Here is a 26,726-nt window from a genome sequence, read left to right on the forward strand (position 1 = left end):
AAGCGGTGAAGCTTGGGTGGGCTCACGGGGCATTGCTGACGAGCTTTCCGGGGGATACAACGATGGCAACAGTCGAACAGGTCCGCGCGTTTGCCAAAGGCGGATCGGCTCGCATTCAACGATAACAACAGCAAGCAGAAAGAGAACAGAATAACAATGAATGAAAAATCAGATTTCGGATTGGTCGGCCTCGCGGTGATGGGAGAAAATCTTGTTCTGAACGTCGAAAGCCGCGGGTTTACGGTTTCAGTTTACAACAGGACGTTGCAAAAGGTGGACAATTTTATTCATGGACGGGCAAAAGGGAAGAACATTGCCGGCACGCATTCCATCGAAGAGCTCGTCGGTTCGCTTAAAACTCCCCGCAAAGTGATGTTGATGGTGAAGGCAGGAAAGCCGGTCGATGAATTCATCGAACAGCTCATTCCACATCTTCAGCGCGGAGACATCATTATCGACGGCGGCAATTCCCATTTCCCCGACACAATCCGGCGAACAAAATATCTCGAATCGAAGGGGCTGCTTTTTATTGGAACCGGAGTCTCGGGGGGCGAAGAAGGAGCGCTCCGCGGACCGTCGATCATGCCGGGGGGCTCGCCGGCAGCATGGCCTGCCGTCAAGCCGATTTTCCAATCGATAGCAGCGAAGGTGGGCGATGGAACGCCGTGCTGCGATTGGGTTGGTGAGAACGGCGCCGGACATTTTGTGAAAATGGTCCATAACGGAATCGAGTACGGAGATATGCAGTTGATCTGCGAAGTCTATCAGATCATGAAGGACCTTCTGCATATGTCCGCCGAGCAGATGCATGATGTCTTTGCAGAATGGAATCAAGGAGAGCTTGACAGCTATCTTATCGAAATTACGCGCGATATTCTTGCCTTCAAAGACACGGATGGCACGCCACTGGTTAACAAAATCCTTGACACCGCCGGGCAAAAAGGGACGGGGAAGTGGACGAGCGTTGCGTCGCTTGACCTTGGTATTCCATTGACGATGATCAGCGAAGCCGTTTACGGCCGCTGTCTCTCGGCGGCGAAAGAAGAGCGCGTGGAAGCCTCGAAGATTCTTCAGGGACCAACGCCTGAATTTAAGGGAGATAAGAAAGCCTTTCTGAGCGATTTGGAGAAAGCGTTGTATGCATCCAAGATCGTATCGTACACTCAAGGATACGTTCTTCTCAGAGCCGCTGCAGAAGAATATATGTGGAACTTAAATTACGGGGGTATTGCGCTTCTCTGGCGCGGCGGCTGCATCATTCGCTCGAAGTTTCTGGGAAGGATCAAAGATGCGTTCGATAAGAACCCGAAGCTGACCAACCTCTTGTTAGATCCATTCTTTAGGGAGACAGTCGAGCACTCGCAGGGAGCGTGGCGCCGCGTCCTTTCGACGGCAGTGCTTAACGGCATCTGGTCCCCCGCCATGGCGACCGCGCTTAATTACTTTGACGGATTCAGGAATTCCCGGCTTCCGGCGAATTTGCTCCAGGCACAACGGGATTATTTTGGTGCACATATGTATGAGAGAATTGACAAGCCGCGCGGCGAATTTTTTCACACCAACTGGACCGGCCGGGGGGGAGAAACAGCTTCCTCGACATATGTGGTGTGATGGCGCAAGGAATTTCCCGAAGCTTTTCAAATGAAGAAATTTCTTCTCGTACTTACTTTTGTCATTGGAATGCTTCCTCTAACTCCTCTCTATGCTCAGGATAAACAAATCTCTTCCGGCCTCCCGCCGGGACAATACGATGAATCAAAAGTCCCGGCGTACACCTTGCCCGACCCACTCATTCTGATGAACGGTGAAAAAGTTATCGACACCGCTGTTTGGAATGCGAAACGCAGGCCTGAAATTTTACGGCTGTTCGAGGAGAATGTTTATGGAAAAGCCCCCGCAGGCAGGCCGGAAGGCATGCATTGGAAGGTGATCAGCGAGGATTCGCAGGCGCTCGGTGGTTTAGCTGTCAAAAGAAAGGTTACGATCTGTCTTTCTTCGACAGAGAACTGGCCAAAGCTTGATGTTGATATTACGTTACCAAAAAACGACAAGCCTGTTCCGGTCTTTTTAGTCTCCACATGGACTCCCGATGCACAGCTGGTGATTGGCAAGGGATTCGGGTTGGTGACATTCGATGCACGAGAGATCGAACCGGACGACAAAGACAGCGCCTATGCAGAGGGAATCCGAAAATATTTCGACCCGGGCGGAAGAGAAAAACCCGAGCCGGATGAATGGGGGACAATTGCTGCGTGGTCGTGGTCGATGAGAAGAGTGATGGATTATGTTGAGACGGACCCTTCTATCGACGCAAAAAAAGTGTGCCTGCTCGGCTTTTCCCGTTTCGGCAAAGCGGCGTTGTGGGCTGGAGCACAGGATCAGCGTTTCGCGATCGTCTTTTCCTGCGAATCGGGTTGCGGCGGCGCCGCAATCGCGCGCAGGGAGTTTGGCGAGACGGTGAAATTGATCAACAATCAATTTCCTCATTGGTTTGCGGGCAGTTTCAAAAAATTCAACGATCGGGTCGATGATCTTTCCCTTGATTGGCACATGCTTGTCGCGCTGATTGCTCCTCGACCAGTTTATGTCTCAACGGCTCAGGAGGATTTGTGGGGAGATCCGCGGGGATCATTCCTGGCCGCAAAAGCCGCGGAGCCGGTCTATCAATTGTTCGGCGAAGAGGGGTTGGAGACATCAGAGATGCCGGGTGTCGATACGCCAGTGGGGAATTTTATCGGTTATCATATGCGGCAGGGGAAACATGGATTGAACGATTACGATACCGAACGCTTTATACAATTTGCCAAGAGACACTTTACCCCACGCGAATCTAAGGCAGATCGATAAGCTGCCTGGGTCCCTTTCTTCTTATCCAGGAATTTCGCTTATCCGATTTGCCTTTCACTTTAATCCTAACGATGCAAAGCTAATTCACTCGGCCTGATGAGCAGTTTTACGAAATTTCCATTTATCAAAGTCGAAGGAGCCTATCAGGTCTGGGAAGGCTGGAAGGATATTTGTGATAAGATCGTTCAGTCAGCTTCTTCCATCCAGCAAGACAAACAAATTGTCGTCATAGAGTATTATCATGGAGTGCTTGAGGAAGAGACAACATCGAGCATTATATCATGGATCCATCCGGTTGAGGTCATCCGCGCTAAAAAGTGCATGCGGGATGAGCAAAAGATCGAAGAGATGGTTTTCCCTTATGTGACCGATGACAGACTATTCGGCCGCATGTCCGATCTTGTTATCGACGATTATTTTGATCCTGCCAAAATAGATCAGGCCCGGAAACGAATAGCTGACGCCGACGCGGGGATCGTTCTCGTCATCGGAACTGGCGCTTCACGTATCGCTGATCGACGCGACCTGCTTGTCTACGCCGATATGGCTCGATGGGAAATTCAGAAAAGGATGCGCAAGCACCTGGTCGATAATGTCGGCGTATCCAACCGGTCCTTTGCAGACTGGGATCGTCTCTACAGGCAGGGCTACTTTCTTGACTGGCGGGTCTGCGACAGGTTGAAAAGGGATCTGATGGGGAAATGGGATTATCTCCTCGATACGAACGACCGCCGTAATCCCAAAATGGTCGAGGCTCGGGCGATTTCCGCAGGCTTGGCGGAAGCTGTGACGCGTCCCTTCAGCGTTGTGCCGTTCTTTGATCCAGGGCCATGGGGAGGGCAATGGATGAAACATCGTTTCGATCTTGATCCATCGGCTCCGAACTATGCATGGTGTTTTAATTGCGTTCCGGAAGAAAACAGTTTATTGCTCAAGTTCGGAGAAGCCGTTCTTGAGCTCCCTTCTATCGACCTGGTATTTGCGCATCCGTACGAGCTTCTCGGAGACGATATCGTCAATCGATTCGGTGCAGAGTTTCCAGTTCGATTCGACTATTTGGATACGTTCGAGGGGGGCAACCTGAGCCTCCAGGTCCATCCGACCACCCGGTATATTCGCGACAATTTCGGCGTCAACTATACTCAGGATGAAAGTTATTATATCATGGAGGGAAAACAAGGGGCGGTTGTTTATCTTGGCCTTCGAGAGAATGTCGATCCATCCCGGATGATTGCCGAGCTTGAGGCGGCGGAGAAGAATGGAAGCCATTTCGACGCCGACCACTATCTTCAGACCTGGCCGGTCAGGAAACATGATCATTTTCTAATTCCGGCCGGGACGGTTCATTGCTCCGGCAAGGACAGTCTTGTCCTTGAGATCAGCGCGACCCCGTATATCTTCACCTTCAAGCTCTGGGATTGGGGGCGCCTCGGAATGGACGGCGAGCCTCGTCCGATCAACATTGAACACGGGAAAAAAGTGATCGACTGGAAAAGAACTACCACGTGGACGAAGACACAACTGGTCAACCGGACGGAGATCATTGCCGAAGGAGACGGATGGAAGGAAGAGCGGACCGGATTGCACGAAACCGAGTTCATCGAGACAAGGCGGCATTGGTTCTCGAAGAGTGTTAGGCATGACACCGAAGGAACGGTCAACGTGTTGAATCTTGTCGAAGGGGATGAAGCGATCGTCGAAAGTCCCGGCGGCACGTTCGCCCCGTTCGTCGTTCACTATGCCGAAACATTCATCGTGCCCGCCGCGATCGGAGAGTACACGATCCGGCCTTGCGGAACGAGTCTCGGTAAGGAGTGCGCGACGATCAAAGCATTCGTTCGAAAGATGAGTTCCTCATCGTACGTGTGACGTTCCACTGTCGAGGTCTATATCATGCAAGAATCGCAATCAACAAAGCTTATCATCGCCCGAGTAAACACAGATATCGTACGCCACACAATGCGCGGCGGCATTGGCGCATCATGGCATGCGATGTCGAAGGACATACCGCTCGAGAACGAAAAGTACGATTACCCGGTGAGGCATGTCAATCCTCGAGGAAGCGGCTATGGAGGGAATCCTCCGGTATCAGCAAAGGAGACATGGGATCAGATTTACCGGCACGCGTCATGGCTCGGCTTGAATTTCATACGCGTCGAACTCAGCCAGCGGATGTACGAACCGGCGCGCGGTGCCTTCGATTGGGAGAACGAGGAGATGCTGGCGCTGTATAACATTCTCGACTGGTGCGAATCCAACCAAGCCGACGTCTTTCTTCAGCAAATGTGGGGACATGTCGAGTGGAATGCGTTTCCCGGCGTCCATCCTCTTCTGAGCGCTCCCCGGTCAGTCGATGATTTTGCAGAAGGAATTAAAAAGCTTCTGGATCAACTTATCAAGAAGAGGAAATATTCCTGCATCAAGTATTTTTGTATAACGAATGAACCGCCTGGGGGGACATGGGGATATTGGTGGTCGCATGGTTCGGGCTCAGGAACGATAACTCCAGCGCTTAGAAAAACGCGGCAGCGGCTGGATGATGCCGGAATAGATATTCCGCTGTCCGGGCCCGACTGGACGAGCCTCCCTCCATTGGACCCTTCGAAAATAGACTTTGACGATTTTGTCGGCGCATACGACATCCACTCCTACGACGGTATCGACAAGAGCCGCGCAACGATCATCGGAGATTGGGTCGGATGGGCCCACGGAAAGAACAAGCCGTTCTTTCTGACCGAATTGGGGAATATGAAATTAGGATGGGGAGGGGACAACCCGGGGCCGAAAAGTTTCGGCGCTGCATTGTCGAATGCCTCCGACATCGTGACTTGCCTGAACCTGGGAGTGGATGGAATCAACCGCTGGAGTTTTGTCAATCGGGGAGACATGGACGGCCAATGGCAGTTGATTCAAACGTGGGACCGGGGACGGAAAATGTTTTTGAAGCAGGTTCAACCGGAGAGTTTTGCCTACTATGGCTTTGGCGTGTTGAGCAGGTTTATCGGCAAGTACGCCGCTGCTCTTGAATCGACCGTCAATTCAGAAGACATTAAGCTGGCAGCAGTTAAAAACAAGACGGGCGAGATCTCCATTTTTCTGCTGAATTCCAGCGACGCTGATCAATCGGTTGCTTTGACAATAACGGGAAACGCCTCCCGGATAGGGATGTTTCTCTATCAAGTCTCGGAGAAGCTGATCGCCTCAGGAAATTTCAGACTGGAAGGAAAGATAGAGAAGGAAACTGCATCAGGGGAAAGAACGATCGTCCTTCCTGCGAAAAGCATTTCGGCATTAACAAGCTTGCACTTGAAGCCCGATTCTCCCGGCATCATCATCTAAACTCTGCGGGAAGTCAAAAAAGGTGAGAAGCGGCGAAGCTTTGCGGAGCCGTCATATCCTTTTTGAATTTGTGCTTCAGCGACCTCAGGTATGCCGGACGAAGGGGCATCCAGACTTCCATCCAGCTTAGAAAATAGGGGGAATAATATTCCGGATGACTTGCTGCGGTCTCAAAGATCAGAAATGAACAGCTTTGCTCAACCATTTCTTTGATTCGTCTGCCATGCAAACGATTCAGGGCTGATAGTTTTTCTGCAGAATGTTTCGTCATAGCAACGAGGCGCTCCGCAACGCAATCGAGATTCCCGGCTGAGGCGGCGCGGGTAAAGGGCGTAGAATGGAGGTTGATGGTATCCTCCTCGACATCCCGGATGTCGTCGAGAAGCTGGAGAACGACTCCGTATTCGAAAAATGCGTCCATCTGCTCCGGTGTCAAGGCGCCGGCCGCCAGGTATCCATCCACTAGAACTGAAGTTCCCCCTTTTTCAACAGTAATCTCCGACAATAGTTCTTCGCTGTACTCCGAGTGAACATTGTGGAGCAGGAGACTCCTGGTTTGCGCTGAGTGGATCGCGTAGAGACTCATGTACACTTCCGAAAAAATTGCCGACGGATATTCTTTTTCGATCATCAGCAGAAGCTCCGCAATTTTTGCGGTCCAATCGTCCATCGGCCCGTATTTATTCCCATGAAACCATTGGTCGAGCCATTGAATGTATGTCCGTTTTTCTTCGGAAGTTCTCTCCTTGCTGTCCAGGCCGTTATCTGTGTAAGGATAAAGGAGGGAATACGCGAACGATGAGGGGGTTAAAGATATTTGTTGCCCTGCGATCATCTGAATGTTGTTGAAGACCCAGAGGTTCCTCAGCGCTTGATGGATGTCGCTTTGCGAAAGCGAGGGATCGAATGTTTTGGCCTCCTCGACAAACTGCCGCGTTGTGGCTTCGCTCTTTTTGAAATAGTCCGCGTCGGCATCCTCGCTCTGCAGCGACGAAGAGCCGGTCAGCAGCTTCAGAGTATCGAATGCGATCGGAACGGATCGGGCATTTGGCTGGCCGTGAACTTCACCTAATGTCTTCGAGTGCAGTTTGAGCTGCCTGTCAAGTTGCTTCTCGTTCTCCCGCTGCTGCCGGGGAGAAAATCGTCGTGAAAGCTCGATCTCGCCCGCGGGGAGATTAAGCCAGAAGTATGTATAGTTTTCTGTAAGATTCCTGATGGAGTCTTTGAACGATTCTGTGTAGGAGACCGTGTTCACAACCCAGCCGCGAATTAATTGGACGAAACTCGTATATTCTTACGGGAAAAAGCAAATAAAGATTCGGCGTCGGACAAAATTCCCGCCATACCTCGATCTTGCGGTGAGATGTTCTTTCATGCCTCGCCCGTCGCAAAGGGTATTCAGATGTCATGCAAAGATCACTTTGCGCTTTTGCGCGGATGGTCGTATTTTCTTTCTCATGGCGGCTCATCCCTATCGTGTGATATGCCGCTGATCGAGCATACTTCAACTTTCACCAATGGGAACGGCGTCATCCTTTTTTTGATCGAAGTACGGGCTTCACCTCTTTGTTGCTGCGACCACGATGCGAAATGGTTTCATTGAAATGACGGATATCGATTAATATGCTCCATTACTTTCGCTGCATTTTCCTTCTCCTGACCGTCACGACGGCGTCAGTCTTCCCACAGCTTCAATTCGCGGCTAAAAAAGATCTTCCGACAGGGGAAGGGCCGATCTCGATTGCTCTCGGCGATTTCAACGGCGATGGAAAGCTTGATATTGTTTGTGCGAACTATAAATCCAATACCATCTCGTTGCTGCTTAATGCCACTCCCCCGGATGGATCGGCGCCTTCCTTCCTGCCCAAAATAGACCTGCACACAGAAGAAAAGCCGATGGCAGTTGCCGTCGGTGATTTTAACGGTGACGGCAAACCAGACTTTGTGGTCGCGAACTATCTTTCCAATAACATTTCGATCTTTCTCAATACATCACGGCAAGACTCAGCCAGCCCCTCATTTGCAGTAAAAGAAGATGTTCCGACTGAAGAAAGGCCTATTTCCCTCTTTGTTGCGGATTTCAACGGCGATGGAAGGCCTGATCTAGCGGTTGCGAACTACAAGTCAAACTCGATCTCCGTATTTCTCAACACGACTTCGCGCGGCAGTTCATCCGTTTCTTTCGCACAGCGAATTGACCTTCCGGCTGGAACGCGTCCGGTTTTCGTAACCGCCGGAGATCTGAACGGTGACGGCCGTCCCGACATTGTGGCTGCAAATTATCGCTCCAATTCCATTTCAATATTTTTCAATGAAACCCCGGCGAACGGAACGGCTCCTGTTTTTTCAAGGGGGACGGAAGTGCAGGCGGGGGAACGTCCGATGACTGTTGCTATTGGAGATGTAAATGGAGACGAGAAAAACGATATTCTTGTCGCCGATCAGGGATCGAATTCAATCTCCGTGTTGATGAACGCCGCTGAAAGGGGAGCTGCAACGCCGTTGTTTTTGGTGAAAACAGAATTGATCACGGGGGCCAATCCGCAGGCAGTCTGTTTTATCGATGCAGTTGGAAAAGGGAAGAGTGATGTTGCGGCAGGAAACTATAATTCGGGGACGATCTCAATTTTCATCAATACAACGGTTCATGGATCGACCGTCCCCGCGTTTTCATTGAAAAAGGACATTCCCTCCGGGGTCGGTCCTTCATTTCTGGCCGTGGGAAATTTATCTGGTTCAGGCTTGAACGATCTTGCAGTTGCTAATTACGGTTCAAATTCGATCTCGGTCTTCTTCATCTCAAATGCTTCGGGCCGTCAGCCGCCTAAATAGCGCTCGAAATTCCCGCCGCAACTCCCCCTAAAAATTCCACCCAAGCGAAAGATTGAAGATCGTTGGAAGCTGATAGACCACGTTCCCGGTGATGTTGTTGATGTAAAAAACATTCTTCGTATCCAGGAGATTGATCAGTGTTCCCTGGAGATTAAAACTGGTCCAGCCGAGGTTCAAGTCGTACGATGCGCTCAGGTCCAGGCTTTTATACCCGGGGAGCCGTGCGGAGTTTATTTTGCCGAAAAGCGCCTGCGCGTAAAGCGCCTGATTCGTGTACGACGGCAGATCCGAGGGATCAAATTGGATCGTTCCGAAATACCCGCTGACCGGCGTGTACGGCAGACCACTTGTTAATTTCAGCCTCGCGCGAAACCAAAGATCTTTGAGGGGTTCAACGCCGCCGGAAAGGTTGAGCTGGTCACGAACATCATACCGGGGAAAATATGTCTCTCCTGAAAAGGACCTCGTTGTATAGCTGTACGAATACCCTCCCTGAATGTAAAAACTCTCTCCCGCATCATATTTTACGCTGACATCGGCTCCGTAGGCGCTCCCCGTCCCAAAAATGAAATCGCTCTCATAGTCATAGACTTTGTCCAGATTCACCTCCGCAAGGTTTGAGAGAGTTTTGTAATAGAGTTCGATTTTCACCGACGTCAAGATGGTCGGCTCCATCTTGCAGCCCAGAACGTATTGATTTGACGCTTCGTCTCCGTTGTTCTCGGGAAGGGGAGCAAGGACGTCGAACGGCGTGAAGACAAGGTTCTCATCGTTCAGGTCCATGATGCGCTGATGATAAATCCCGAAATTTGCGTAGAGAGCGATCTGGTCCTCTGGTTTAACGGTGACCGTAATGCGGGGTTCCGGCAGGTATCCTCCCGGCGCGCCGGCAAGCCGCTGAAATGTCCGCTGCATGTCGGAGCGGAGTCCAACCTCAAAGGAGAACCTCCCCTGGGGGTTGAAAATATATTTCGTCCATATCTGGGGCTCGATCTCCGGGACATTCTCCTGTATCGAACCTCCGTATTTGTTCGTGAAGGTATAATTGTACGTCGGGAATGTAAAGAGGAGTCCGAGGTCGAACTGATCGCGCGAGTCGCTGAAGGACGTGACGTCGCCGTAGAACGACGGCGTCGTAATTTCGTCGAGCTGGTACCCGACGTCCTGCGATTGCTTGGGGAGCTGTTCAGCGCGGTAGCTTGTGTATGAGATCGAAAATTTCAGATCGAACTGGTCGCCGACGATGAAACTTCCGGAGACGGCTCCGGAATTGTTTCCCCATGTGAAGTCGGGTTCATCGACGCTCTGCTGCCTGACCCTGTCGCCGCTTGTCATGTATTCGGCGTTGACGTGTCCCTGTCCAGGAAAATCCACGGTCGCCTTTGCAAAGCCGTCGTCGTAATCGAACGGAAGGCCGAGCGAATAGAATTTCTGAAGCGTGTTTTGAAAAAGGGGGCGGCGATAAAAGGCGACGAAACTGCTGTTGCCGTCCCCGAAAAGAGGACCGGTCAGGAGTGCATCGGTGGAGAGCAAATCGAACGTTCCCTTCGCTTTGAATTCGTTCTTATCTCCGTCGATGGTTTGAATGTCGAATACCGACGAAAGCCGTCCGCCGTATTCCGACTGAAAACCGCCTACGCTGAAATTGGCGACCTTCACGATCATGGGGTCGACAAAACTCAATAAGCCGAAGGCGTGCGAGAGGTTATAGACCTGCATGCCGTCCAGCAGAACAAGGTTTTCATCCGGACCTCCGCCGCGCACATAGTATTGGCTCGAGATGCCGCTCACCGTCACCACGCCGGGCAGCTGGGTGACGTATTGCACCACGTCATTCTTGAATATTCCCGTGGTATTCTGCAGCTGCGTCGGCGTGATGATCGTGGTCCCGGCTGTCCCCGTAACGCTTTTTCCGACCACTTCGACTGTCGGCATCGTCATGGGAGACTCGGGAATCTTAAGGTTCATGATGACGGGCTCGTCGCCGTGACGTTCAACACGGAAATCCTTGGACTGATATCCGACAGCCGATGCACGGACGCTGGCGTTCTCAGGGTGAACATTTCGCAGAATGAAATACCCGTTCACATCGGCCATGGTTCCGGCCAACGTGCCGACGATCGAAACGGAGGCGTACGGTATACGCTCACCGCTCGCGCTGTCGACGACCGCGCCGGTGATGGTGATAGCCGGCTCCTGCGCAACGAGCGGAGAGGCCCATAACAGAATGGATATGAAGCAGAAAACTTTCAATACAGGAAGATCCTTGTCGTGTCGACGCAGGCGCCGGCGACAATGCCGGTCCCTGCGCTATTGAAGATGTTGGAGAATACGATCTTATCTGTCCTCATGAGCAGCGGAGTGTCCGTGTGGGTTGAGGTAATGAAATACCGGTAAAGGTTATCATCGACCTGCGTTGCAATGATATCGACGTAGAGATGATACGGCCTCAAATTCTGAGAAAACCGGTCTGCAAGATCGAACGCAGTTTTATAGTCGGAGGTATCGACGGTTATTGGATATTTCGTCGAGGACAATTCAATGAACGGGTTCAATGAGTCGACTGGGATGACGTTGAAATATGCGGTGGTGAATCTCCCGGTTTGGTCTATGCCCCTGCATTCGACGAGCATTTGAACGAACGCCGCGCTTGCCAGTTCCGATAAATTGACCGTGAGCTGGATCTGTTGATGCAGATGCTTCGGGTTCTGAAGTCCATCATAGGTCGCCTGGTCAGGAATCGCGGCGTAGCTGTACGGCACATCGACGTTCGCCACTGCGGTAGGGTATCCGGCTTGGCTGACAGAAACGGAATACGATCCGCCCGGGAGGACTTTCACAGGAGCATAGTAGAAAGAGGTTGTATCGCCGCCGATCACCGCCGTTGTATCCCTTAGGATCTCAACTCCTGTCAGCCCGGAGCCTTCAAGGGTCACCGACGCACCGTGAACTTGGGCAGATACACCCGAGGGGGATTCCGATACAGGCATAACCCTTACGTAAACGACTGGGGCGTTTGCAAGGAGAACAGAATAAACGTTAAGCTTCGGAGAGTATTGAACTTCAGGCTGGAACGGATTGTTGCAGCTGCACAAAGCCAGAACTCCGGGGAGCACTACGAACAACGATACTTTTTTGAAAATGATGTTCACACTCATCGTTGGGAATATTGGTCTACTTGATAAGCATCATTTTCTCAACCTTCGTGTATTCTCCTGCGGTCAGCCGATAAAGGTACACGCCGCTCGTAAGATTGCGGGCGTTGAAAATCACAGAATGGCTTCCAGCGCCTTCGTGTTCATGCACTAATTCCGCCACTTCCCTCCCGAGAATATCGAAGATTTTGAGCGAGACAGCGCTGTTTTCCGGTAATTGATAACTGATCACCGTACTCGGGTTGAAGGGATTAGGATAGTTTTGGAATAGTTTGTACGAATGCGGGGCGGTCGATTTTTCATGGACTGCAAGCGATATGCTCCCCCCCTTGAATAAGCCGTTGGTCGTTCCTGCGTACAGATTCCCATTTATGTCTGCTTCCAGTGCGGTGATATTTGAATCGCTTAACCCCATGTCCTCCGGCTGCCAGGTCAATCCGCGGTCTGTCGAAATAAACAGTCCGCTGTCAGCCGTGCCCGCAAGATAAAGGGAAATATTGTCTGTCAGGAAACAGGTCGCGTTTCTTCCTCTGATCGATGGAATACCGAGCCAATTGACTCCTGCATCATCGGAGTAATATGCGCCGCCGGTATCAGTCCCGGCAAATATTCTCCCTTCAGGATCCATCATGACCGTGTTGACAGTGCAAAAGATGAGAGATGTGTTGATCCCTACCTGGCTCCAAAAAAAGCCGCCGTCAGTACTCCGGAAAATTCCATCGTACAAAGTGCCGACCACCAAATCGTTCGAGGAATCGATCACGATAGAATGAACATCGGTACTCGGGAGGCCGACTGTTTGCATGAAGTTCCAGATATCCTCTTGTCCGATGGCGTTGAGGATTCCGCCGGCTGTGCCCGAATATTTGCCGACGGATGACTCGGCAAAGCTGAACGCGGGGAGTTTAGTGAGGGGAATCCAATAGTTGCTGTTGTCCGGCAAATATGACAGCCCATTGCCTGTAGCGCCGTACAATCTCTTTTCAGGAGCCGAATATTGAAGCTGGTAGACATTGGACGTGGCAAGCCCGTTGCTGATTCTTCTCCATTGTTTGTCGGAAGAATCCTGTTCAAAAACGCCGTCGGTCGTCCCGGCGTAAAGATTGTTAAAGGAATCGAAACTCAACGACGAAATTGATGCCGGCTGAATGCCGCATTGGATCCATTCCTGGGAAGATTTTTTCCAGAAAAAAACGCCGTCACCCTGAGTTCCAGCATAGATCGTCCCGTTCGAGGTGTAGGCGGCGGAGGTGATCGATGCCGAGGAGACTGCTTCTGTTGCGCTTTTCCAACTCTTTGACGAACTGCTGTATACAAATATTCCCATGTCTGCCGCCAAGGCAGTTTCCCCCTCGCTGCCCGATACAAGGGCGTTCACCATTGTCACCCAATACGGGATCCCCGAAGAGTCTCCCTTCCATTCGTTTTCACCAGGTGTTAGGGAAAAAATCAATCCGTGGAGGTAGGTGCTCGGCTGGGCAATTGCATAAACTTTTCCCAGGTCGTCAACAAGAACGGAGGTTATCGGATAAAACGGCCCTCCTTCAAATATCCAGGAATTGCCGCTGTCGGATGAAACATAGACGCCGCCTCCGTAAGGGGAAGCCGGTGGACGCGGCTCGTAGCGTTTCAGTCCTGCATAAAGTTTCCCCGACCGGTCTTCAGCGATCGAAAGTACGGGGGCGTTATCGTTTGTCACATGAAGGGGAGACCACGATTGTCCCCCGTCGCTTGAGAGAGAGACTTGTTGGACCTGACCGACGCAGATTCTGTTTCCGGAGAGGGCGGTTGCACAATAAACACTGCCGTTCAAATTCACCTTCCCCCACGTCGATCCATGATCGGTCGATTCGAATAAGCCTTGGAAGCTGTTCCCTGCGTAAATATTTCCCGATGAATCCACGGTCAGATAGGAAGGCCCGAATTCTAGATAGAGCCCCAAGGCCGACCAGTTCGATCCCTCATCGGTCGAGCGGCAAATTCCCGTGGCAGTTGCGGCGAAAATGTTTCCCGATCGGTCAATCGCAAGCAGCGGCACTGCGCCCGAGAAAGGCCCGACGTTCGGCGACCATGATATTGCCTGCGCGTTGATCTGAAATAGGGGGATTCCAACTGTCAGGATAAGTGAAGAGCGTAAAAGCCTTGAACTTCTCAATAGTACATCCTTGTCATGACTTCACGGCGCGTTTAAGAAGCGACTTCATCATCAATATTGGAAAACATGAATTGACTTGCAAGAATCTTTATTAGGAGCTAACTCAGCGATATGACACTCATAATTCGCAACCAGCTCCCTTTGAGAAGAACATCCCCCAATTAAGGGCATGTCCGGTGCAGTCATCCCTTCGGGAGAAGGAACAATCCGCCTCCCCTAATTTAGCCCTTGCTTATTATTCTCCCGAATAATAAGTTACTTCTATTGCTGAGGGGAGACTCTCTCCCCGAATGAACCCTCGTGACCATTAGTTTGATCAAGAATTTCAATTCTAGCGGATTGAGTAACGCCGCTGATCCTCTGTATTGTTTTGTACACTCGTATCGGGATGGAGTAAGCCAATCAAGGAAAAAATACAGCTCGGAGGGATGATGAAAATCTATGGCTACAAGTGTGTTGCAATATTGGTTTTGGCTCTGTTCGTGGCGGCAGACTCTTTTTCGCAGACAGCGACCATGCCAACAGGCAGCGGAACTTCTGACGATCCGTACATCATCGCGACGCTGAATAATCTTTACTGGATAACCCAGAATTCCGGCGCTTGGGGAGCATATTTCACGCAAACAGCGAACATTGATGCATCCTCCGATTCGGCCTGGAGTTCCGGCAGCGGCTTCTCTCCCATAGGAAACGGTTCCTATTTTACCGGGACTTATGACGGACTAGGGCATACGATTACAGGATTGTTTATTTCCAGGGGAAGTTCTGACTACATCGGAATGTTTGGTCAAATGCAAGGCGCAACGATAAAGAACCTTGGATTGCTGAATGCTCGAATAACAGGAAGGCAGTACACCGGAGGAATCGTGGGTTACAATTTCAAGGCTAGCGTTGTGAATTGTTCAATAACGGGGAGCGTGACCGGCAACAGCGACTACGTTGGAGGTCTGGTCGGATATAGCGATGGGGGCGCCGTCAGCAACAGTTACAGCAGCGCAGCCGTCACCGGCGCGGCCGGATGGGTCGGCGGACTTGTCGGCAGCAATACGAACAACACTAGTGTCATCTCCACCATCAGCAGCAGCTATGCGACAGGGAACGTCACCGGCGTCAGCACCTATGCCGGCGGACTTGTAGGGGAAAGCCTGTATGGTTCGAAAATAGAAAAAAGTTACAGCACAGGACGAGTGAGCGGGGGGAATTATGTCGGCGGGTTCATCGGCCAGAATTACTATACCACCACCTCTATCGACAGCAGCTATGCGACGGGAAGTGTCAGCGGCAGCGTCGGCGTTGGGGGCTTCGCGGGGGGAAACGACCACAGCGCGACTATAAGCAACAGTTCCAGCACGGGAAATGTTGTCTGTTCGGGGGACAACTCCGGTGGTTTCGTGGGATATAATTCCAATTTCGGCTCGGTTTCCGGTTGCTATGCCACGGGCAGCGACAGCGGCGGGGATTATTCGGGCGGTTTTGTCGGATCAAACCAATTATATTCTACCGTCAGCGGATGTTACAGCACTGGGAATGTGGTAGGGGGGACAAATGTCGGCGGATTTGCCGGGAATAGCGGGAGTACGTACGGCGGGGAGCAAATATCGAACTGTTACGCGACTGGTAATGTCGTTGCCAGTGGGAACTTTGTCGGGGGACTTGTCGGCAATAATTATTTAGGCGCTATCAGCACATGCTACAGCAAAGGGGCGGTGAGCGGCACATCTCCCGTAGGAGGGCTCGTCGGCTATAATAACATAACTTCATCAAATTCATTCTGGGATACGCAAACTTCGGGGCAATCGAGCAGCGGCTCCGGAGACAATGGCGAGAACACTTCGCAGATGAAGACGCAATCCACATTCACCAATGCCGGATGGGACTTTGCGAATACATGGGCGATCGATCCGACCGTGAATAATGGTTACCCCGGATTGAGCTGGCAAACTCAGTACGTGGCCAGCGGACCGTCGGCAGTAACGAATGCAGGCACCAATATTGCTTCGTCTACAGCCACGCTGAATGGAAACGTGAGCCCGCATAAGAGTTCCACCATCGTCAAATTCGTTTACGGGACAACGTCGGGAATTTACCCGGACACCGTTACTGCCGCTCAGAGCCCGATCTACGGCTGGGGCGCAACTTCTGTGTCCGCGAATGTGACCGGCCTCGCCTTCAGCACGACCTACTACTATAGGGTCATTTCGACTAATGCGTACGGTTCTTCACAAGGGAGCGAGCAGAATTTCGCCACGTTTCCGGCCCCATCAATACCGACGACAACGACCAGCGCCGCGACGAGCGTTACCAGCACGGGGGCAACGTTCAACGGATCTGTCGATCCGAACGGAGATACAACCGCCGTTCGGTTCCTTTTTGGCACTGCCTCAGGTACTTACACGGATAGCATCGTTGCATCGCAAAGCCCTTTGACGGGAGAAACTTCCCAAGCGGTCTCGGCTTCCGTCTCGGGTTTAAATTCTGGCGCGACATATTACGTTCGCGCCGCTGCCGTCAACGCGCAAGGATATGCACGCGGATCAGAGGTCAGTTTTCTCACCCCGATCGCGAAGGCACGCCCGTCGGCGGGGGACGGGTCGGTAGGAAACCCTTTCCAGATCTCCTCGCTGGCAAATCTCATCTGGATCGCAGACACCGTAGACAATTCCTCGGCGTCGTTGCAGGGAGTTTATCTTATTCAAACTCAAAACATCAGCGCGGCTGCAACAAAGCAGGCAGATTACAACAGCGGAGAGGGATTTATCCCCATAGGATCAAACGCCGTAACGCGCTTTCTGGGCTCGTATGACGGTCAAGGGTACAATATCGACAGCCTGTTCGTTTCCCGAACAGGTAACGGCAATAACTGCATAGGCCTGTTCGGAGTCATCGGGTTCTCTGCCGTTGTTAAGAACCTGGGCATAACGAATGCCAGTGTTTCCGGGTATGATTTTGTCGGAGCGTTGGTCGGAATGGATTCCGCAGGTGCTTCCATCGAGAACTGTTTCAGTACCGGGAACGTGTATGCGGCGTACGGAGATTGCGGAGGGCTTATCGGGCAGCACATCGGGTCGGTTGCGACAAGCTACAGCAGCTGTGGGGTGACGGGAGGCTCGAATTACAGCATGGGCGGATTCATCGGATATTCCTCCGCCGGCACAATCGCGAACTGCTATAGCACCGGCGGGGTGCATGTCTCTTGCCCCGGCGCCGGAGGCCTGGTGGGGAACCACTCGGGCGCCGACATCAGCGATTGCTACAGCGTCAGCAAGGTGAGCGCATCGTCGACCTATGGCGGGTTGATCGGAGGCAACTATGGCGGCACGGTCACCAATTCATTTTATGATACTGACAGCACCGGCAGCAGCGCAGCCGGTACCGCGGAGAATTCTGCCGCCATGCGGACCCTCTCCACATTCATTACTGCCGGCTGGGATTTTGAGCTCGAAACCGCTAACGGCACGAATGATTATTGGGACATGGATACCACGCATCACACAATCAATAGTGGTTATCCATTTCTCTCCTGGCAGAATGGGTCTGCGATCGCACTCCCCGTGGAGCTGACGAATTTTTCAGCGGCAGCCAATGACGGGAATATTGAATTGAACTGGAAAACGGCGACGGAACAGAATTGTGAAGGGTTTGAGGTGGACAGAAAGAACTCTTCAAGTGCACTGTCGGGGGGAAGCGCGGTGCAATGGCTGAAGCTCGGCTTTATTTCGGGGAGCGGCACCAGTAACAGTCCGCATAAGTATTCATACACTGATAATTCGGGAGTATCCGGTACGCTGGCCTATCGGCTCAAAGAAATTGACCGCAACGGCGTATTCAGGTATTCGCAGGAAATAGAGGTTACTGCGGATGCGGTGCCGAGAGTATTAACGCTCTTCCAAAATTATCCAAACCCATTCAATCCGGCGACAACAATAGAATTCACCGTTCCAAAAGACGGCCGGGCAATCCTGAAAATTTACAATACGCTTGGACAGGAGGTGGCAACGCTCTTCGACGGAGTGGCTTCATCAGGAGAGTACCACCGGGCAACATTTGATGCGACGAGGCTGGCGAGCGGCCTTTATTTCTCACGGCTGGAGTTTGGAGACAAGATGCAATTGAAGAAAATGTTGCTGTTGAAATAGCTTCAGCTTTAACGTGAGATGAGGCTTGCCATTGTAGACCTCCGTACACCAAAAAGTGTTAGCAGGACTGTTAGCACCTACTAACACTTGAGGTCAAAAGTGGCGAAGTTGAGTGGACAGGGCCAGAATCGAACTGGCGACACACGGCTTTTCAGGCCGTTGCTCTACCGACTGAGCTACCTGTCCATGAATATCAGCGCAGTTAATATATTAAAAATTTTTTTCGTTTCAAAAGATTTCTTGCGGATTTAAAAAAGAATTCAGAAGACAGAAATCAGAATACATTGAAATTCTGTCTCCTGTCTCCTGAATTCTGTATTCATGTCTTCTAGAGAGACACCGAGCCAGCTCCAGCCTTCAGAAGACAGAAGTCGGAATATGTTGAAATTCTCTCTGCTGTCTTCCGAATTCCGTATTCCTATCATCAAATAAACAATGGAGCCAGAACCAACGTCAAGGTCGACAACAGTTTGATCAAGACGTGAAGCGAGGGGCCCGCAGTGTCCTTGAACGGATCGCCGACCGTATCGCCGACGACCGAGGCCTTATGCGGTTCTGATTTCTTCCCGCCCAGTGCGCCGGTCTCGATATATTTCTTAGCGTTGTCCCATGCGCCGCCGCCGTTGTTCAGGAAGAGCGCCATGAGAATGCCGGTGATGGTCCCGACCATCAGGAATCCTCCGATGACCTCGGCGCCGCTCGCGGCCGTAATCAACTGTCCGCCGGCATAGTAGAGCCATTTGAAGACCAAACCGACACCGACCGTCATGCCGACGATCAACAAGCCGGGAAGCACCATTTTCTGCAAGGCGGCTTTCGTTGCGATGTCGACGCACTGTCCGTAATCAGGCTTCGACGTTCCGAGCATGATGCCCGGGTCTTTTTTGAACTGCTCACGAACGTTGTTGATGATCGCGTACGCCGCTTTTCCCACGGCCTTGATCGCGAGCGAGGAGAAAAGGAATACGAGCACTGCTCCGAGCATCGCGCCGACAAACACTTCCGGTTTGTCAAGATTGATCACCCCCTGGAACGAGGGCATGTAGTTCCGAACCTCGTCGATGTACGCTCCGAAAAGAAGGAACGCTGCAAGGGCCGCTGAACCCACCGCATACCCTTTTGTCAAGGCCTTTGTAGTATTGCCCACTGAGTCGAGGCGGTCTGTCTTATCGCGAACTTCCTTCGGCTGCTGACTCATCTCGACGATCCCTCCAGCATTATCCGTGATGGGGCCGAAGGTGTCCATTGCGAGAATATAAGCGGCCGTTCCGAGCATGCCCATTGTTGCCACCGCAGTCCCGAAAAGTCCTGCATGCGCCAGTCCCGAATACTCGCCGAGAAGATACGCGCTGATGATAGCGATCGCGATGACGAAGATCGGATAGCCGGTCGATTCCATGCCGACTGCAATTCCGGCGATGATGTTCGTCGCGGGACCCGTCTGTGACGCTTCGGCGATCGAAAGTACCGGTCGATACCGGGAGTCGGTATAGTATTGGGTGATAAAAACGAAGGCGACTGATGTCAAGACGCCAACGACGCCGCATAGAAAGAAATTAAAATAATAGTCCGCTCCAAGAAGCCATCGCGATGCGATGTAAAACCCCACCATCACAAGGCCAGCCGCAAGGTAATAGCCGCGGTTGAGCGCGTTCATCGGGTCTTCTTTTTCATTTGTCCTGACCGTCAAGATGCCGATTGCCGATGCGATAATTCCAAACGCGCGCGCGACAAGGGGGAAGAGAAGTACGCCGAGCAGGGATAATCCCTGGCTTTGGAAGACGGCTGTGTTTGCATTGTACAAGCCGGCTGCAAGGATCATGGCGCCGATGTTTTCCGCGGCTGTGGATTCGAAGAGATCGGCCCCGCGGCCGGCGCAATCGCCGACGTTGTCGCCGACGAGGTCGGCGATCACTGCCGGGTTGCGCGGATCGTCTTCCGGAATACCGGCTTCAACTTTTCCAACAAGGTCTGCGCCGACGTCCGCAGCCTTGGTGTAAATTCCGCCGCCAAGCTGTGCGAACAGCGCGACGAAGCTGGCGCCGAACCCATAGCCGACGATCAAGAGTGGAATGTGTGAAACATCATTCGTGATATCGAGGGCTTTGACAAGGCTGAAGAGCCCCGCGACACCCAGCAAGCTCATGCAGACAACGAAGAAGCCCGAGACTGCGCCGCCGCGAAGCGCGGTTTGTAACGCGCTGTTCATGTCTTTCAACGCTCCCGCCGCGGTACGGATGTTCGAACGGATCGCTACCCACATCCCCATATACCCGGCCGCCACGGAGCACGCTGCGCCGAGGATGAATGAAAGGGTCGTCCAGAGGGCAAGATTTGCGGCGCTTGCCGGATCATGGTCGTTATGCGCTCTGACAAACGCATAGAGGATATAGATAAGGGCGGCCAGCGCAACCGCGAGGTATGCGATGGTTCTGTTTTGCCGCCGTAAGAAAGCTTCAGCGCCGGTCTTGATGGCGTTGGAAATTTCTTTCATTTTGTCGTTGCCGGTATCCCGGTTCAACACGTTGCGAACGAGATACAACGCAAACAAAAGTCCCAGAATACTTATTCCAAATATTAGGGTGAGTTCCATACTTCTGAAAAGATCCTTTCTCTAATTGCGAAGTTAAAGATTTGAGTTCTCGTTGATAGTGTGTTTTTATGGTGATGAAGCTACACTCTGTTTAGACGAATGCCACAAAAAATATACCGGGATACCAAGCATCACAATGATCAACCCCGGCCAGGTAAAATTCGGCCTGACGAAGAGCAAATCGACGCAAATCAGGCTTGCTACGACCACATAGACCAGAGGTACCCCCGGATAACCGACCGCCTTATACGGCCGTTCGGCATCGGGCATCCTTTTCCTAAGAATGAATATTCCCGAAATTGTGAGGACATAAAATATCAGAACTGCGAAAACGACATAATCGAGCATGTCGCTGTAGGTCCCCGACAGGCAGAGAATGCTTGCCCAAACTCCCTGAGTCACGAGTCCCTTGGACGGAACGCCGTGCACATTCAACTCTCCGGCGTCCTTAAATAAGAGCCTGTCCTTTGCCATAGCGTAATAAACGCGCGCACCGGCAAGAATCAAACCATTGTTGCATCCGAACGTCGACACCATAATGAACGCCGCCATGACGAATGCGCCGCTCGTCCCGAAGACGACCTGAGCTGCGGCTGTCCCGACTCTGTCCGACGCCGCGAACTGAATTCCCCGCTCGAGAACCGTTGCGCCGTCCGGCGAACCGGTCAACGGGAGCACCGACAGGTAAACGACGTTCGCCAGAATGTAAAGGAGGCAGACAATTCCCGTTCCAATTGCAAGACTGAGAGGAACATTCCTTTTCGGGTTGATCACTTCTCCGGCGGTGAAGGTGATGTTGTTCCATGCATCGGCGGAAAAGAGGGAACCGACCATCGCCGCCCCCAGCGTGCTGCAGAGCGCGATACCGAAAAGCGGCCGGACGGAAACCTGCCCGTTCTGAACGGCCGTGATCGATGCAGTCCAAAAATTCGAGAGGTTTGCGCTGATCGCTGCCGAGTTTCTTCCGACAACAAACCCCACGACGATCAATCCGAGGAGAGCGGCCGACTTGGTAAAGGTGAAAATATTCTGGACAATTTTCCCCCCCTGAATTCCTCTCGTGTTCACCCAGGTCAGCAAACAGATGGAAACGATCGCAAGCAGATTTTGCGTGTGCAAGCCGACGTTATACGGTCCCATCATACCGAACGGCATTTCGTACGGGCCGAACGTACCGACCTTCACGATCCAGCTTGAAGCGGAAATCTGCGGGAAGAAGACGCCGGTGAATTTTGCGAACGCGATCGAAACTGCCGCGATGGTGCCGCTTTGTATGACAAGGAACAATGTCCAACCGTACAGGAATCCGGTAAGGGGACCGTATGATTCCCGGAGGTAGACATACTGGCCGCCGGCGCTCGGCATCATCGCCGCAAGTTCGCCGTAACTCAACGCGGCGATCAGGGTGATGAGACCGGTAAGAACCCATGCAGCAAGAAGCAGCCCCGGGGAACCGATCGTCCGTGCGATGTCGGCGGAGACGATGAAAATTCCGGAACCGATCATCGACCCGACGACGATCGCCGTTGAATCGAGAAGGTTCAACGCCCGTGTGAACTCATGCTGTCCGGTTGCCTTCATCTCCACGCTGTTCTACACTGACGATGCGTTCAAGAAAAAGCTTTCCATCATTGGGAGTTGACTGTCAAATGCCGCTTCGGAATTATGCAACGAAAAACGCTCAATTGCGGAAAGTATGATCAGCGAGAAGCCCGTCCGACCTTCCCTTTCAGATCAAGAAACCAGCTTCCGGACGCAAAATAAAGTGAACAAACATAAGCTATTTTTCCCTTTTTTGCAATCAGATTTTTGGCAGCAAAGGCGCTTGAATACCGCGCAGGACCCTCGTATATTTGCACCAAGGCAGCGTATGGAAGAGGTAAAAGTCCTCAAAGATATTCTTGGCGAGCACACGAAGGAGGGGGAGCTCTACACCCCCATGCCCGGCGATTGGGTGCGCTGTTTTGCCTGCGGCCATCGATGCAAGATCCCGCCGAACAAAGACGGCATCTGCCGTGTCCGGTTTAATCGCGGCGGCAAGCTTTTCGTACCGACGGGATACGTCGGGGGACTTCAACTTGACCCCATCGAAAAGAAACCATTTTTCCACGCATTCCCCGGTGCAAAGGCGCTCAGCTTCGGCATGCTCGGATGTGACTATCATTGTGCATATTGTCAGAACTGGATCACGTCGCAGGCGCTGCGTGACCCTCTCGCCGAATCATATCCCGAAGAGATCACTCCTCAGGAATTCGTGAACATTGCGTTGACGCGAGGAGCCAAGGTCGTCACCAGCACGTACAACGAACCGCTCATAACAAGCGAGTGGGCGAAAGAGATTTTTTCGCTTGCGAAGAATTCCGGTTTGATCACGTCGTATGTATCAAACGGGAACGGTACACGCGAAGTGATCGACTACATCCACCCGCACACCGACCTTTATAAAATTGACTTGAAGGGCTTCCGCCAAAAATCCTATGGTCAGCTGGGCGGAATCCTTCAGAACGTGCTCGACACCATTAAAATGATCCATGAACGAAAGATCTGGCTTGAAGTTGTGACGCTGATCGTCCCCGGCTTTAACAGCTCGGATGAAGAATTGAAGGATATCGCAGACTTTCTCTTTTCTGTATCGCCCGACATTCCATGGCATGTCACCGCTTTTCACCAGGACTATAGAATGACCGACCATGCCAACACGGATGCGGAACTGCTTCTTCGGGCCAGACAGATCGGTTACAATGCCGGGCTTCATTACGTCTATGCGGGAAATAGACCGGGGGAAGTGGGGGATTCGGAAAACACATTTTGCCCTTCTTGCCATGCGACGTTGGTGGAACGCCGGGGCTTTCACGTCAGATCGAATAAGATCATAGGCGGGAAATGCTTTCGATGCGGGACAAGGATCGCCGGGCGCTGGGAGTAACTATCAACGAGTGACAATTCCGAACTCGAGCGCTGTTACACTTTCACCTCGCTGTGCTGCGGAAGAGCCATGGAATTACTGCCGAAGGAGAATTCTCGATGAAAAGCACCAAAGCAAAAAAAACTCCGTCAAAGACCAAGGTGATACGCCAGAAGGCAGCCATTCCTGCTTCACCCGAGGAGGTGTTTGACGCATACATGGATTCGCGGGTGCATGCCGAGTTCACCGGAGGAGGAAAAGCAACCGTCAGCCGGAAAGTCGGAGGAACAATGACCGCATGGGATGGATACATCAGCGGAAAAAATCTCGAGCTCGTCCGCGGAAAGCGGATACTGCAGGAATGGATCACGACCGATTGGCTTAAGGATGATCCGGTATCGATCCTTGACCTGCGGCTTTCCAAAAAAGGGAATGGCACCGAATTGACAATGATCCATTCCGAAGTCCCTGCACGATTGGCATCTTCCCTTGCCAAGGGATGGAAGGATTACTACTGGAAGCTTCTGAAGAGATATTTTCAGGAGAGGAATAAGAAATAACATTGTGGCATCAATGCTTTTTGAAGGCAATCTAATGTATGGATTGCCTTTTTTATTTCCGGGGAATCAAGCTTGCATACTTCACACTTAGAAGTGATCTCAAATATTTGTCACTTCATCTTCTCCAGCAGGTCTGCGACCCGCAGGGTCGTTGACGATGAGCTCACTCTTTTCGCTTACTCCCCGAAGAGGTCTTTTGGGAGCAAGCGAGAGGAGCGGACGCGTCAAACGGACAACCTCAACGCACTTGTGCGATCGCTTTTACGTGATTGACTTTCTATGAATGAGTTGCTAGTTTATGAACGATGAAAAAGAATATTCATATCATTTCCCCGATCTCCCATCTTCGAAAAGAGTATACTCTTGCCGGGTTGAACGAAGGGGATGTTGATCCTGATCCCTTTAAGCAATTCAAAAAATGGTTTGATGAAGCGCTCAACGCACAGCTCCCGGAGCCGACTGCGATGACCCTGGCGACTGCTACAAAAGAGGGAAGACCATCGGCAAGAATTGTACTCTTGAAGAAATTTGATAAGAATGGATTTGTTTTTTTTTCCAACTATGAAAGCAGAAAAGGGAAAGAGTTGTCAATGAATCCCTTTGCAGCGCTGGTCTTTCACTGGGTTGGACTTGAACGTCAAGTGCGCATCACCGGCGCGGTGGCGAAAGTAACAAAGAGGGAATCGGAAGCGTATTTTAATACGCGTCCAGAAGGGAGCCAAATCGCGGCGCTGGCTTCTGCGCAGAGCAGGGTGATTCAAGACCGGAAGATCCTGGAGAAGCGAGTCGAGGAACTGACTCGACAATATCGGGCAAAGCTAACCCCGCTTCCGCCTTATTGGGGAGGCTACCGGGTCGCTCCGACTGAAATCGAATTTTGGCAAGGCAGGCCAAGCCGATTGCACGATCGGCTGAGATACCTAAAGAAGAAGAATGGGGAGTGGAAGATTGAAAGGCTCCAACCGTAAAGGACGGAATCCAGGAGTCAGAAGACAAATGAAATCAGCCTCATGCAATCCAAAGGCGAAGCTTGGCATCCACAGATTTTGAAATAGCTGTTATCGGAGCTGGTGTTGTTGGATTAGCGATCGCGTCCCGGCTTTCGAAGCTGCATCCGAATATCGTCCTGCTTGAAAGGAACGAGAAGTACGGAATGGAAACTTCTTCCCGGAACAGCGAGGTGATCCATGCCGGCATCTATTATGTGCCAGGGAGCCTGAAAGCGACCCTTTGCGTCGAAGGCCGGGAGGAGCTGTATGCTATTTGCAAGAAGAATGGGATTCCATACGCTCGAATCACTAAGATCATAAGCGCCGGAGCCCCCGAAGAGTTGTCTAAGCTGGAGGGAATCAGGAGCAACGCGGCGAAGAACGGGGTGGAGCTTCAGGAACTTGATGCCCGGCAAACGAAACATTTAGAGCCGAACATAACAACGTTCGGCTCTCTCTTTTCGCCTCATACAGGGATCATCAGCGCTCACGGCTTAATGGATTACTACTATCGTGACGCCCGGCAGAATGGCGCAACTGTCCAGCATCGCTGTGAAGTCATCGGGATCGAGCGGACATCGTCCGGCTATTCCATTACGATAAACGAATCGGGCGCGGCAAATAAATTCACCGCAGAAAAAGTTGTCAACGCTGCGGGATTGTTCTCCGACCGTGTGGCGGCGTCAGCCGGGATCGACATCGATGCAGAGGGATACCGTCTTCGCTTCTGCAAAGGTTCGTACTTCAGCATAGCTCCGTCAAAATCAAAATTAATTTCGAGGCTCGTTTATCCAGTCCCAACGAAGGACAGCCTTGGCGTTCACGCGCTGCTCGACCTTGGCGGCAGACTTCGCTTCGGTCCGGACGTCGAATACCTTGATCGCAACGAGCTTGAATATTCGGTCTCCGATACGAAGAAAAATATATTCCTGCAAGCTATCCGGAAGATTCTCCCCGCAGTGACGATCGACGATATCGCCCCCGACATGTGCGGCATTCGGCCAAAACTACGGTCCGCCGAAGGGCTTGCCCAAGATTATATTATCGCCCATGAAAAAGAGAGAGGGCTCGAGGGCTTTGTCAATCTAATCGGGATAGAATCTCCGGGATTGACAGCTTCCCCTGCGATCGCCCGCTTTGTTGAAAAACTCCTTTATTCATGATAGAAAGCTTGAGGTTTCTCCGCGTTGACTTGCCTTCGTAAATTCCGTATCT

At 51.9% G+C, this 26,726-nt stretch carries 17 protein-coding genes and 1 tRNA gene; 11 read left to right on the forward strand and 7 right to left on the reverse strand.

The features are described 5' to 3' along the window. From VMF88_09040 to VMF88_09060, 5 genes are all read left to right on the forward strand, one after another. Positions 1-125 (forward strand): sugar kinase (locus tag VMF88_09040; protein ID HTY11206.1); only part of this gene is annotated, 125 nt, incomplete at its 5' end. A 31-nt stretch (positions 126-156) separates the two neighbouring features. Then, on the forward strand, positions 157-1,611 hold the full coding sequence (gene gnd, locus VMF88_09045; protein HTY11207.1) for a decarboxylating NADP(+)-dependent phosphogluconate dehydrogenase: 1,455 nt from the start codon (positions 157-159) through the stop codon (positions 1,609-1,611). Positions 1,612-1,641: 30 nt separating this feature from the next. Continuing rightward, positions 1,642-2,847 (forward strand): acetylxylan esterase, encoded by a 1,206-nt coding sequence (locus VMF88_09050; GenBank protein ID HTY11208.1) that lies wholly within the window; start codon positions 1,642-1,644, stop codon positions 2,845-2,847. A 96-nt stretch (positions 2,848-2,943) separates the two neighbouring features. Further along, positions 2,944-4,716, forward strand: coding sequence for a class I mannose-6-phosphate isomerase (locus VMF88_09055; protein HTY11209.1), 1,773 nt, complete (start codon positions 2,944-2,946; stop codon positions 4,714-4,716). Positions 4,717-4,740: 24 nt separating this feature from the next. Beyond that, the gene (locus tag VMF88_09060) at positions 4,741-6,186 is read left to right on the forward strand and encodes a cellulase family glycosylhydrolase (GenBank protein HTY11210.1); all 1,446 of its coding nucleotides are present in this window, start codon (positions 4,741-4,743) and stop codon (positions 6,184-6,186) included. A 13-nt stretch (positions 6,187-6,199) separates the two neighbouring features. Here the strand turns inward: VMF88_09060 and VMF88_09065 are convergent, their stop codons facing one another. After that, complete coding sequence (locus tag VMF88_09065; protein HTY11211.1) at positions 6,200-7,441, reverse strand: hypothetical protein; 1,242 nt, start codon at positions 7,439-7,441, stop codon at positions 6,200-6,202. Between the two features lie 368 nt (positions 7,442-7,809). Between VMF88_09065 and VMF88_09070 the strand changes: the two genes are divergently transcribed. After that, the gene (locus VMF88_09070; GenBank protein HTY11212.1) at positions 7,810-9,018 is read left to right on the forward strand and encodes a VCBS repeat-containing protein; all 1,209 of its coding nucleotides are present in this window, start codon (positions 7,810-7,812) and stop codon (positions 9,016-9,018) included. A 27-nt stretch (positions 9,019-9,045) separates the two neighbouring features. Here the strand turns inward: VMF88_09070 and VMF88_09075 are convergent, their stop codons facing one another. Genes VMF88_09075 through VMF88_09085 form a run of 3 tightly spaced genes read right to left on the reverse strand, consistent with a single transcriptional unit; the run spans position 9,046 to position 14,328 of the window. Next, positions 9,046-11,271 carry a TonB-dependent receptor gene (locus tag VMF88_09075; protein ID HTY11213.1) on the reverse strand — a complete coding sequence of 742 codons (2,226 nt, stop codon included), beginning with the start codon at positions 11,269-11,271 and terminating at the stop codon, positions 9,046-9,048. Beyond that, positions 11,268-12,170 (reverse strand): DUF4249 family protein, encoded by a 903-nt coding sequence (locus tag VMF88_09080; protein ID HTY11214.1) that lies wholly within the window; start codon positions 12,168-12,170, stop codon positions 11,268-11,270. Before VMF88_09080 ends, VMF88_09075 begins: the two co-directional genes overlap by 4 nt. 22 nt (positions 12,171-12,192) lie before the next feature. Beyond that, positions 12,193-14,328: a T9SS type A sorting domain-containing protein gene (locus tag VMF88_09085; protein HTY11215.1), complete on the reverse strand. Its 2,136-nt coding sequence runs from the start codon at positions 14,326-14,328 to the stop codon at positions 12,193-12,195. A gap of 515 nt (positions 14,329-14,843) precedes the next feature. Between VMF88_09085 and VMF88_09090 the strand changes: the two genes are divergently transcribed. After that, positions 14,844-18,464: a GLUG motif-containing protein gene (locus VMF88_09090; protein HTY11216.1), complete on the forward strand. Its 3,621-nt coding sequence runs from the start codon at positions 14,844-14,846 to the stop codon at positions 18,462-18,464. Between the two features lie 113 nt (positions 18,465-18,577). Here VMF88_09090 and VMF88_09095 read toward each other — a convergent pair. The 3 genes from VMF88_09095 to VMF88_09105 all read right to left on the reverse strand — a co-directional run bounded on the left by VMF88_09095 (position 18,578) and on the right by VMF88_09105 (position 22,638). Next, a tRNA-Phe gene (locus VMF88_09095) sits at positions 18,578-18,650 on the reverse strand. Between the two features lie 238 nt (positions 18,651-18,888). Beyond that, entirely contained in the window at positions 18,889-21,057 is a 2,169-nt protein-coding gene (locus VMF88_09100; GenBank protein HTY11217.1) for a sodium-translocating pyrophosphatase, read from the reverse strand. A gap of 66 nt (positions 21,058-21,123) precedes the next feature. Next, positions 21,124-22,638: an amino acid permease gene (locus tag VMF88_09105; protein ID HTY11218.1), complete on the reverse strand. Its 1,515-nt coding sequence runs from the start codon at positions 22,636-22,638 to the stop codon at positions 21,124-21,126. A 289-nt stretch (positions 22,639-22,927) separates the two neighbouring features. Here VMF88_09105 and amrS point away from each other — a divergent pair, with 289 nt between their 5' ends. The 4 genes from amrS (at position 22,928) to VMF88_09125 (ending at position 26,674) form a co-directional block, all read left to right on the forward strand. Beyond that, positions 22,928-23,983: an AmmeMemoRadiSam system radical SAM enzyme gene (amrS, locus tag VMF88_09110; protein HTY11219.1), complete on the forward strand. Its 1,056-nt coding sequence runs from the start codon at positions 22,928-22,930 to the stop codon at positions 23,981-23,983. Positions 23,984-24,081: 98 nt separating this feature from the next. Then, complete coding sequence (locus VMF88_09115) at positions 24,082-24,522, forward strand: SRPBCC domain-containing protein (protein HTY11220.1); 441 nt, start codon at positions 24,082-24,084, stop codon at positions 24,520-24,522. A 323-nt stretch (positions 24,523-24,845) separates the two neighbouring features. After that, positions 24,846-25,490, forward strand: a complete 645-nt coding sequence (gene pdxH / locus VMF88_09120) for a pyridoxamine 5'-phosphate oxidase (protein ID HTY11221.1) — start codon at positions 24,846-24,848, stop codon at positions 25,488-25,490. A 62-nt stretch (positions 25,491-25,552) separates the two neighbouring features. Beyond that, positions 25,553-26,674: an NAD(P)/FAD-dependent oxidoreductase gene (locus VMF88_09125; protein ID HTY11222.1), complete on the forward strand. Its 1,122-nt coding sequence runs from the start codon at positions 25,553-25,555 to the stop codon at positions 26,672-26,674. The last annotated feature ends 52 nt before the right edge of the window (positions 26,675-26,726 follow it).

This window comes from Bacteroidota bacterium (assembly GCA_035506275.1).
GTDB lineage: Bacteria > Bacteroidota > Ignavibacteria > UBA10030 > UBA8401 > JAGVPT01.

Coding starts and splice junctions, on each gene's coding strand:
- VMF88_09070 (HTY11212.1), top strand. CDS start 7,810: ATGCTCCATTACTTTCGCTGCATTTTCCTTCTCCTGACCGTCACGACG.
- VMF88_09055 (HTY11209.1), top strand. CDS start 2,944: ATGAGCAGTTTTACGAAATTTCCATTTATCAAAGTCGAAGGAGCCTAT.
- VMF88_09100 (HTY11217.1), bottom strand. CDS start 21,057: ATGGAACTCACCCTAATATTTGGAATAAGTATTCTGGGACTTTTGTTT.
- amrS (HTY11219.1), top strand. CDS start 22,928: ATGGAAGAGGTAAAAGTCCTCAAAGATATTCTTGGCGAGCACACGAAG.
- VMF88_09060 (HTY11210.1), top strand. CDS start 4,741: ATGCAAGAATCGCAATCAACAAAGCTTATCATCGCCCGAGTAAACACA.
- VMF88_09115 (HTY11220.1), top strand. CDS start 24,082: ATGAAAAGCACCAAAGCAAAAAAAACTCCGTCAAAGACCAAGGTGATA.
- VMF88_09105 (HTY11218.1), bottom strand. CDS start 22,638: ATGAAGGCAACCGGACAGCATGAGTTCACACGGGCGTTGAACCTTCTC.
- VMF88_09050 (HTY11208.1), top strand. CDS start 1,642: ATGAAGAAATTTCTTCTCGTACTTACTTTTGTCATTGGAATGCTTCCT.
- VMF88_09090 (HTY11216.1), top strand. CDS start 14,844: ATGCCAACAGGCAGCGGAACTTCTGACGATCCGTACATCATCGCGACG.
- gnd (HTY11207.1), top strand. CDS start 157: ATGAATGAAAAATCAGATTTCGGATTGGTCGGCCTCGCGGTGATGGGA.